This is a genomic window from Candidatus Culexarchaeum yellowstonense, assembly GCF_024707025.1.
In the GTDB taxonomy this organism is placed as follows: domain Archaea; phylum Thermoproteota; class Methanomethylicia; order Culexarchaeales; family Culexarchaeaceae; genus Culexarchaeum.
In genome coordinates, this window is sequence record NZ_JANGFQ010000051.1 from 1 (window position 1) to 9,721 (window position 9,721).

At 38.2% G+C, this 9,721-nt stretch carries 9 protein-coding genes and 1 pseudogene; 8 read left to right on the forward strand and 2 right to left on the reverse strand.

Annotated features, from left to right (window positions below; translation table 11 throughout):
• Window positions 1–575 (forward strand): DUF362 domain-containing protein (locus MRT15_RS06855; RefSeq protein ID WP_304329162.1); only part of this gene is annotated, 575 nt, incomplete at its 5' end.
• Window positions 576–599: 24 nt separating this feature from the next.
• Here the strand turns inward: MRT15_RS06855 and MRT15_RS06860 are convergent.
• Entirely contained in the window at window positions 600–1,670 is a 1,071-nt protein-coding gene (locus MRT15_RS06860; RefSeq protein ID WP_304329164.1) for an ATP-binding protein, read from the reverse strand.
• 158 nt (window positions 1,671–1,828) lie between these two features.
• Between MRT15_RS06860 and thrC the strand changes: the two genes are divergently transcribed.
• The 5 genes from thrC (at window position 1,829) to MRT15_RS06885 (ending at window position 5,978) form a co-directional block, all read left to right on the forward strand.
• Complete coding sequence (gene thrC / locus MRT15_RS06865) at window positions 1,829–3,088, forward strand: threonine synthase (RefSeq protein WP_304329166.1); 1,260 nt, start codon at window positions 1,829–1,831, stop codon at window positions 3,086–3,088.
• Window positions 3,089–3,130: 42 nt separating this feature from the next.
• On the forward strand, window positions 3,131–3,763 hold the full coding sequence (locus tag MRT15_RS06870; protein WP_304329168.1) for an MBL fold metallo-hydrolase: 633 nt from the start codon (window positions 3,131–3,133) through the stop codon (window positions 3,761–3,763).
• Between the two features lie 230 nt (window positions 3,764–3,993).
• On the forward strand, window positions 3,994–5,247 hold the full coding sequence (locus MRT15_RS06875; RefSeq protein WP_304329170.1) for an ATP-binding protein: 1,254 nt from the start codon (window positions 3,994–3,996) through the stop codon (window positions 5,245–5,247).
• A gap of 67 nt (window positions 5,248–5,314) precedes the next feature.
• Complete coding sequence (locus MRT15_RS06880; RefSeq protein ID WP_304329172.1) at window positions 5,315–5,740, forward strand: hypothetical protein; 426 nt, start codon at window positions 5,315–5,317, stop codon at window positions 5,738–5,740.
• Between the two features lie 28 nt (window positions 5,741–5,768).
• Complete coding sequence (locus tag MRT15_RS06885) at window positions 5,769–5,978, forward strand: hypothetical protein (RefSeq protein WP_304329174.1); 210 nt, start codon at window positions 5,769–5,771, stop codon at window positions 5,976–5,978.
• Between the two features lie 13 nt (window positions 5,979–5,991).
• On the opposite strand, the gene MRT15_RS06890 is transcribed toward MRT15_RS06885, so the two are convergent.
• Complete coding sequence (locus tag MRT15_RS06890) at window positions 5,992–7,371, reverse strand: MFS transporter (RefSeq protein WP_304329175.1); 1,380 nt, start codon at window positions 7,369–7,371, stop codon at window positions 5,992–5,994.
• 356 nt (window positions 7,372–7,727) lie between these two features.
• Between MRT15_RS06890 and MRT15_RS06895 the strand changes: the two genes are divergently transcribed.
• A complete protein-coding gene (locus MRT15_RS06895; RefSeq protein WP_304329177.1) occupies window positions 7,728–9,347 on the forward strand; it encodes an APC family permease in 1,620 nt (539 codons plus the stop codon).
• Between the two features lie 14 nt (window positions 9,348–9,361).
• Window positions 9,362–9,721, forward strand: a pseudogene (locus tag MRT15_RS06900) (phosphoesterase); the annotation flags it as partial.

Genomic DNA, 9,721 nt, shown 5'->3' on the forward strand with positions numbered 1-9,721 from the left:
GGTCTGGTTGGTGTGAAACCTTCCATGCTTATAGGAGGCTTGGCTACTATAAACTTCATGAAGTTTATGGGGTTAAGCTTGTGGATTTAAATAATGATGAATTTGAAGTTGTGAGGAATTCAAAAGCTTTGTTCCTTAAAGAGTTTGAGTTTCCATTAACCCTCAAAGATGCATACATAGTTTCAGTTCCAATTTTGAAGGAGCATTCAATAACTAAGGTTACATTGTCTTTGAAGAATATGCTTGGTGCAACTTTGGGTGAGAAGGGTAGAGTTGCAAAGAAGGGGCGTTTTCATAGGAAGCTTAATGAGAGTATTGTTGATGTAAATCTATATTTGAAGCCTAGTCTAGCTGTGATTGATGGTAGAATTGCAGGTGTTGGTGGTGAACTTCACGCTAGACCGAGGGAGCTTGGTTTAATGATATTCTCCAACGATCTAGTTGCAGCTGATGCTATTGCAGCAAAATTCCTAGGCTACGATCCACTTAAAATCCCACATATAAAGTTGGCTCAAGAAGCTGGTTTGGGAATTGCAGATTTAAGTAGAATAGAGGTCATTACAGAATCCGTTTAACAGTTTTTCATCATTGTTGATAATTTAGCGTATATATCCTCTCCTAATGGCTTCAATGAGTAGTGGGTCTGATATGGAGTATAAGTCATCCCTCTTTTCAACAAATCCATAGTATGTGAGTTCTTTTAGATAGTTTGATACTTGCTTATCATTTACATTTGCAAAACCCCTTAAACTCCTCTTCACTTCACTCCAAGTTGATGGTTTAATTAATGTTTTCACAACCTCAATATACCTCTTCCTAGCTATTTGCCTAACACTTAGGAATTGGTTGAATTCTTCAGCCACCATTTTTGAACCATTTTCCACAGCCTTCTCCAATGCATATGGATCCCCCTTAGCTCTTAGGTGGCCGTAGAATGTGAGCCACCCTATTATTCCATCTAGTTTTGAAACTGCATTTTGAATTTCATCTTCAGAAACTTTGATATTCACTTGTTCAAACCCCATCTTCAAGAATTCCACAGCCTTCTCCCAATTCAGCTTCTTTAAATTTATCTCTGAGAATGGTCTTCCAAATAGTGGAGCTTTTGGATTTGAGATTCCAAGCAGTTTATCCAGTAATCCTATTTCAGATCCAGCTAGCATAATCTTTATCCCACCAACGTAATCATAGATGTGGGCTAGTATCTTATCGAACCCTCTTAAAATTCTTAATTCTTGAGCTTCATCCAATGCCATAACCACTTGTCTACCTTCAGCCCACTTTCCAAGTTCATCTAGAATCCTCCCCAAAACATCCATCCTCTTCTCAGTGAACTCCAATTTTAAACCTGAAATTTCCACCCCCCTCACCCTAGATAGCATCCTTCTCAACAATCCATCTTCAAGGAATTTGCTAAGCTCCATTGAGAAATACTCGTATATGGCTTCTGGAGTTAGGGGGCCGCTCAACCTTAAATCTATGAATATGTGTGGGGTTTTCAATTCGTTTAATGCTACCCTCATGAGGGAGGATTTCCCAGTTCTCCTAACCCCCTTAATCACTATCATCCTCGTTTTAGGGTCGAGGATTTCCCTCTTAAGAGTTTCAAGTTCCTCTTCCATATTGTAGAAGTCCTCCCTCCTCTTCTTCACTTCTAATGAGAAGTACAATGACTATCACCCCCTAATATTTACTTCCACCCCCTACTATTTAAATTTAAGAGAACACTTCCCTATCGTATGGTTTCTCATGAAGTTCCATAAATCTTGAATTGGAAATGTTCTTATAGAGTTTTCAGCAATTATTCTTGGGTTTATTGGTGTATATCATGTTTGTTGAGGGTTTTAGGTGTGTGAATTGTGGTGAATTATTTCCATTAAACCCAGAATTCTTCGTATGCCCGAAGTGTGGTGTTAAGAGGGTTTATGGTGTAACTGTATTTAAGGGTATAACTGAGGTTGCATATGATTATGCTACAATTGGAAGTGTTGTGGGTAGAGATTTGTTTTCTAAAAGGGTTTTTAATGCTTTGAGGTATAGGGAGCTTCTAGGCTTTGAAGCTGATGTTAATCTTATAACTCTATGTGAGGGTGGAACTCCACTTGTAAGGGGTGGTAGAATTGCTGAGCATTTGAAAATAAAGCATTTATTGTTGAAGAATGAAGCGCAAAATCCTACGGGGTCATTTAAGGATCGTGAAAGCTTAATGGCGGTTAATATGGCTTTAAAGTTTGGGTTTAAGGGTGTGTCATGTGTATCTTCTGGTAATGCTGCTTCTTCGTTGGCTGCTTATGCTGCTAGGGCTGGATTGGATTGCTATGTATTTATGCCTTCAAAAGCTTCTAAGGGTAAAGTATTGCAATGCTTAGTTTATGGGGCGAAAACATCCCTTGTTGATGGGATTTATGAGGAGATATTTGAAGCCCATTTGGAGGCAATTAAGGGTTTAAATGTTCTTAACGCCACTCCGGGTTATAATAGGTTTAGGGTGGAGGGTGATAAGACAATAGCATATGAAATTTGTGAGCAACTTGATTGGAGAGTTCCAGATTGGGTTATAGATAATGTTGGTAATGGTACTCATCTATATGGTATGTGGAAGGGGTTTAAAGAACTATACCAGTTAGGCTTCATAAACAAGCTTCCAAAGATGATTGCCACTGGACCTGTTTCAGGAGCCCCAATAGTCCACTGCTTTAAGAGTGGATTAATCTCTCCATTGAAGAGTTGCGGTGAATCCATAGCTGAAGGTTTGATTGGCGTATGGGGTTATGATGCTCCTTTAGCCATAAAAGCTTTAAGGGAATCCAATGGCTACGCTGAATATGTATCGGATGATGATATTCTTGAAGCCATGAAGATGCTTGCAAAGTTCGAAGGGATATTTGCAGAACCATCAGCCGTAGCCTCCATAGCTGCAATCCCAAAACTCCTAGAATCCGGGATAATTGATAGGAAAGATGAAGTGGTATGCCTAGTAACTGGTAGTGGACTTAAAGATCCTGAAGGTGGAAGCAGGATAGCTGGAAATCCATTACACATTCAGTTGAACGTTGAATCAATAAGGGGTGCCCTCCAATCCAAATAACATTTAAAATCATAAATTCACCCAATTAATTTTGAATTCAAAATGAATTATCTTAAGATAGTTGGAGGCCCCCTGCAAACCAACACCTACCTATTATATGAAGGTGAAATTGGCATCATAATAGATCCAGGAGCATACCTCAATATGATTTATAGTGCAATTGAACATGTAGGTGTAAATAGAATCCCATACATTATTGCAACCCATGGACATTTCGATCACATATTCTACGCCAACAAGTTATCCAAGAATTTCAATGCTCCCCTCATGATACATGAATTGGATGTAAATTTAACGCGTAAGTATAGTGATTTTGCTGAGAATATGTATGGTGAAGTTTTCCAACCTCCAGAGAACATTAAACCATTATCAGGTGAATGTACAATTAAACTTCCATGGAATGTGGATTTGAAGATTATACATACACCGGGACACACCATGGGGAGTATATGCATAGCCATTGAAAACCTACTATTCACTGGCGATACACTATTTAAGGATTCTATAGGTAGAGTGGATTTCGATGAAAGTTCTGAAGGTGAAATGTGGAAATCGCTTAAGAAGCTTATTGAACTGAATGGAAATTATATAATACTTCCAGGGCATGGTGAAATAACGACGATGAAACGTGAATTGAAGGAGAATCCATACTTAAAACGCATTTTAAATGATTAAATGAAGTGAATTGGACATACACACCTTCAGCTTGACTATTGGAAAGTATCTTAGAATTATTTGATGTTTTTTATAATTGCCATGTTTAATTGAGTAATAATCCTCTGCTATTTAAATCTTCTAAGACATATTATGTGAAGAAGCTTTTCATGATAATTTCTGATCATTACATGTATTATTTCTACTGTTTAAGTAGTAAAATTTATAATTTTTGCTACTGTAGTGATATTATGATGAAGAGGGAACTTATTGAGGACTTCTTCTCTAGGGAAATTGTTTTCAGGGGGGTTGAGAGGGAGCTTAACGTTTTAGCTAGTGGTGAAGTTAGTAAGGTTATTTCTGTGATAGGTCCTAGGAGGGTTGGGAAGACTTGGTATTTTTACTCATTAATTGGTAGATTGAGTAACCCAATGTATGTTAACTTTGAAGATATAGCTTTCCGAAACATTGAGGTTGAAGACTTCTTTAACATCATTAAAATCTTTACGGAACTTAAGTATAACCCAAAATCTATTTTACTTGATGAAGTTCAGGTTTTGAGGGATTGGAGTGTTTTGGTGAGATCTCTACATGATAGGGGTTACAGAGTTTTCATAACTGGGTCATCTTCAAAGCTTTTGCCCATGGAGATTTCAACTGAATTGAGGGGGAGAACTATGAGTTACATTCTACTCCCATTCAGTTTCAGAGAGTTCTTGAAGGCTAAGGGTGAAGTTGTGGATGTGCATACATTTGAGGGGAGGGGGGTTATACTTAAACTTCTCAAAGAATTTCTATCTTATGGATCGTACCCGGAGGTTGTTTTAAGTCTTGATAAGGATAGGATTCTAAGGGAATATTTCAATGAAATCTTTTATAGGGATTTTGTTGAGAGGCATGGGATAAAGAGTATTGAGTTTGGGAGATTTCTATTCGAATTTTCATTTCAAAACTTTTCCAGGGAGATTAGTTTGAGGAAGATTAGAGATTACTTTGGAAGGAGGGTTTCAGATACTACATTATATGATTATGTGGATAAACTTCAAGACACTCTAAACGTATTCTTCGTTGAAAGATTCTCTGAGAGTATTTATAGGAGGAGGTCTTGGCCTAGGAAGATCTATGTTTGTGATACTGGCATTTCAAGAATCATACGTGCGTCGGAGGATATGGGGAAGCTCATGGAGAACTCAGTATTCCTAGAATTGTTGAGGAAGAAGAATTACGACCCCCTCATCGAAATATATTATTGGAGGGATACGAAGGGGGAGGTGGATTTCATAGTTAAAAGTGGACTGGAAATAAGGGAGCTAATACAAGTAACCTACGCTTCCAGTAGAGATGAAATTGATGTTAGGGAAATTAAATCTCTAGTTAAAGTGGGTGAATTATTGAAGTGTAAAAACCTACTGATAATCACATGGGATTATGAAGATAAACTTAAATTAGACAACAACATCATAAACTTCACACCTATGTGGAAATGGCTCATCAAATCCCAATAGAATCGCATTTCACAATGGGATTAACATTAAATTGTATGTGAATTCATTCATAATTATGATGTTGAAGATGCAAAAGGTATCTAAACCTAAAATGCTCATACTACTCATCGCTAAATACTCATTCTACTTCCTCGGATGGCTTTGGACATTAAAGCCCAGGAAGGTTGAATCCATGAATGATGTATTAAACCTCTTCTACATAAAGTTCCTCCGCTTAAGGGAGAGTGACATTGAAGTCGTTAAGCTTGATGATAGGGAGCTGATCACCCGCGCCAAGAATCCCTGCCCAATCCTAAAACTTTCACTCATACTCAAAATAGATACAAAAATCTCCTGCAAAATAATCTCAGAACCAGTCTGCATATATGTTCTAAGAAAACTAAACCCAAAATTAAAATTCGAAAGAAACTACAATCACATAAGACCATACTCAGAAAGCTGTGAAGAACGCATATATCTCCAAAATGAAAGCACAGCCGTAGGAAATGTTTAAGTGTAGGGTAACTCATTGATGCATGTATATGGATGAGACCATAACTTTACCTAAAAGTTTGATTGAAGATCTAATAAAACATTTAGATAACATTATCTCCATTTTGGCAACTATGGAGGAGCTTATTGATGGGAAAGGCTTGAAGAGGATATGTGAAGGCATTGAAGACTATAAACGTGGAGATTACTTAATTGCAATGAGTATTGATGATTTGAAGAGAATTCCGTTTGAGGAGTAAATATTTAACTTCATCATTTATGTTTGTGCAGTGTTAGTATAGTTAAAATTGGTTTTTGGAATAATTTTCTAGGTTTCTCCATTCCAGCTGTTAGTGATAGTAGTGCTCCGAGTATGCTTAGGATTGTATATATTGCCATTGATGTTTTTATTGTGGTCATTAAGTCTCCTTGTATATTCATTATGGATGTTGTTATTGATGTGCTTATTGCTTGTCCTAGGAATCTCATTGTGGCTAGTAGTGCTGATGTGGATCCGTAGGCTTCCTTTGGGCTCATGTTCATAATTGCAGTGGTGTTTGGTGATGAGAAGAATGCGAATCCAACCCCCAAAATTATTAGTGTGTATATTATTTGGTTTATGGGTGTTGTTGGGTTTATTTGTGTTAAGCCGATTATACCAAAGGTTATTGTGAACATTCCCATTGAAGCCAATATTGATGGATTATATTTGTCTGCTAGTAATCCGGTGATTGGTGAGAGTGTTGCTTGGAATATTGATTGTGTGGTTAGTATTAAGCCTGCTTCACTTGGATTTAATCCCCGCAATTTTTGGAGGTAGGAACTTAGTAGTATGGTTAATGCGTATGTAGCGCTATAGTTGAGTAGTGCAGATATATTTGCAGATAAAGGCTTCCTCCTAAGTATCATTGGGTGTATAAGCTTTGGACTTCTACGCTCCATTAATAGTGTGGAGGTTAATGCCATTAACCCTAAAGATGCCATGATAACTCCATATGATGAATTTATGTTTGATGCTCCATAGATTATCATGATAATTGATGATACAATTAATGCTGACATTTTAAAATTGGGCTTCACACTCACTCCTCTACTTGTTTTTGGGAGAGTTATGGCTAAACTTAAGCTCATAAATGCTATGAAGGCTTTTAATATGAATAGGGTTCTCCATCCAAAGTAGTTGGTGATGTACCCTCCAATTAGAGGTCCCAGTGTGAGGCCAATGTAGACTGCCATGGTATTCAAACCTATACCCATCCCCCTCCTCTCAATGGGTAGAAGTTCACTCAATATAGCTACAGCCGTACTTGAAATCATGGATGCAGCTAACCCTTGTAAAAGCCTAAACACTAATAAGCTAAGGTAATCATGCACAATAACCATAATGGAAGATGTAATTGCAAACATTGCAATACCAGCAATGAATATTCTACTCCTACCAAGCCAATCACCAATAACGCCAAACACGAGGATTGTGGAAGCCAATGCAATCAAATATACATTGACAACCCAATTAACCTCAGCTAAACCAACACTAAACTCTTCAGCTAAAATGGGTAATGCAACAGTTATGGATGAAGTTGTAAATGGGGATATGAAGGATGCTGTGGTCGTAGCCAGTAAAACACCATAAAACCTATCACGCCCATACATAACAAACATCCGGAATGCTATTCAATAAATTTACATTTAAGTTTAAGGGGGGTTACTTAAAGCATCTAGAGCATCCACAATGGCAATTCAAACAGCACTTCTAACATGATACTATCACTCGATCAGCAACTAACACTTGTTTAATTTATCCATTAATTCCATTGGTGATCATCATTGTGGATGCCCCATACAATAATTCAATTCCATCAACATTATGTATTTTCAATTATTATAGTATATTAAAAGTGTATTTTACAAAGGTTCTACTATAAATACATTAATTGTTTACATGTGAAAAATGAATTTAGAAATTTTTAAATATTTTTAATTCCAAAGTTTATTTGAGGTTTTAAAATATGGGTGAAGAAGAAGTATTTGTTAGGAGGGCATCTGGTCTTGTTAGGGAGTTGGAGTGGTATGATGTTATGATTTGGTCTATTGCATGTCCAGCTGCCACAGGTATGACTTATTATGCTGTGAAGATGCTTGGGGATGCATCTGCTTATGGGGGTAATGAGATTTTAGCCTTCTTCTTCGCTGGACTCATGACATTGCCTCTAGTGGTGAGTTGTGCTATAATTTCATCATCATTTCCAAGGTCTGGTTCACTATACGTCTTTGTATCTAGGGTTCTCCACCCCGTCATCGGTTACCTACCATTCTGGTATTGGATTATTGGTGGAGGAGCTCTCATGGTTTGTGGGTTTGAATGTTTTATAGGGGTTAAAGCTATTGCAGGTGCATGGACTGTGGCTGGTTTACTCAGTAATAATCCTTCACTCATTAGTATAGCATATGCTGTAACGAATCCTATGAATCAATTTGTGATGGCAATAATCTTAACGTTAGTCTTGTGGGCTTTAAACTACTTTGGAACGAAAGTTATAAAGTGGACGCTGAGACTGGTAACAATTATTCCATTGACAATTACGGTAATTGTTTTGGTTGGTTTAGCTCTGGCTGGACCTAATGCAGGACTTGCCAATTGGGATAAGGTTTTCGGTGCTGGAACTTCGAGTGCCATTATGAAGGTGGCATTTGAGGGAGGCGAATATGCGGGTACAACTGTGGAGCCTCTTCAAGCAGTAGATTTTTGGACTGGAACTTATGGCATGTTGTTATGGACTATGTGGGCGTGGAGTGGTTTTGAAGCTGTTACATTTGTTGGTAGTGAAGTGAAGAATCCCACTAAAAGCTATATTAAGGGGTATATTGGGGCATTCATAGCCATCATGATACTATATGTGGCTAATGCATTCCTCCTCCCCTATGCATGTAACTACGATTTCATGGCTGCCTACTCATACCTCCAAATGGACTATCCAGATGTCCTTTCAGGGATACTTAAGGGTCTACCTGCACCAGACCCCTCAGTCCCCCTAATGGCTTCAGTAACCTTCCTCAATCCATGGCTTGCCTTACTCATTGGCATTGCATACTTCTTATGGTACTATAATACGGCAATGGTTTGCTGGGTGGGTGGTGTTAGAGGCTTCTTCTCACTAGCCTTTGATAGGAATATGCCTGAGAAGCTTACTGAGGTCTCCCCAAAGTGGTTGTCTCCAACATGGGCTAATCACGTGGGGTTGATTGTTGCATTGCTTGGAGTGGTTTTCACTTTAGGGGATTCCTTGGGGTCTTCCCTAGCGCATGGTGTTGTGGCATTCATGGACTTTAGCACATACTTCTTCGTGTGGCCTGTGGGTTTAGCCCTCATGCTAGTCCCATGGTGGAAGCCTGAATTGTTTAAGAGGATGACTTATCAGATGAAGACAGTGCTTGTTATTGCTGGTGCATTAACCTTCGCTGTAGGTTGGTATCTCATGATATTCACAGCATACACTGATATACCAGTTCTCATGACCAACATATTGGTTGGACTTATTGGAGTCTTAATACTTACGGCCATGGCTGCTAGGAATAGGAGTAAGGGGATTGAAATAGAGAAGATATATGCTGAAATACCTCCAGCATAAGGGTGTATTGCCAATTGACCAGAATATTCTTTTCCGTAGATGCCCATGGCTCTACACTGGTGTGGAGGAAGTGGATTAAAGCTCAAGAAATCCATAAAGCAGACATACTAATACTTTCAGGAGATTTAACTGGGAAGGTTTTAGTGCCAATAATTAGGCAAGAGGATGGTTCATGGACTGCAAAATACTTTGGTAGGAGATGGGTCTTTAAGAGTGAAGCTGAAATAGGAGACTTCGAAAGTAGATTGGAGGGTTCTGGAGCATACTTCATAAGAGTTAGCAAGGAAGAGTATGAGGATCTCAAAAATAATCCGAAGAAGGTTGAAAATCTAATAATTGATAAGATGTGTGAGCGATTGAGGAATTGGCTTCAA

What these genes read in the sequence shown, in the direction of transcription:
- thrC (WP_304329166.1), top strand. Translation starts at nt 1,829, where the DNA reads ATGTTTGTTGAGGGTTTTAGGTGTGTGAATTGTGGTGAATTATTTCCA.
- MRT15_RS06870 (WP_304329168.1), top strand. Translation starts at nt 3,131, where the DNA reads ATGAATTATCTTAAGATAGTTGGAGGCCCCCTGCAAACCAACACCTAC.
- MRT15_RS06875 (WP_304329170.1), top strand. Translation starts at nt 3,994, where the DNA reads ATGATGAAGAGGGAACTTATTGAGGACTTCTTCTCTAGGGAAATTGTT.
- MRT15_RS06880 (WP_304329172.1), top strand. Translation starts at nt 5,315, where the DNA reads ATGCAAAAGGTATCTAAACCTAAAATGCTCATACTACTCATCGCTAAA.
- MRT15_RS06885 (WP_304329174.1), top strand. Translation starts at nt 5,769, where the DNA reads ATGGATGAGACCATAACTTTACCTAAAAGTTTGATTGAAGATCTAATA.
- MRT15_RS06890 (WP_304329175.1), bottom strand. Translation starts at nt 7,371, where the DNA reads ATGTATGGGCGTGATAGGTTTTATGGTGTTTTACTGGCTACGACCACA.
- MRT15_RS06895 (WP_304329177.1), top strand. Translation starts at nt 7,728, where the DNA reads ATGGGTGAAGAAGAAGTATTTGTTAGGAGGGCATCTGGTCTTGTTAGG.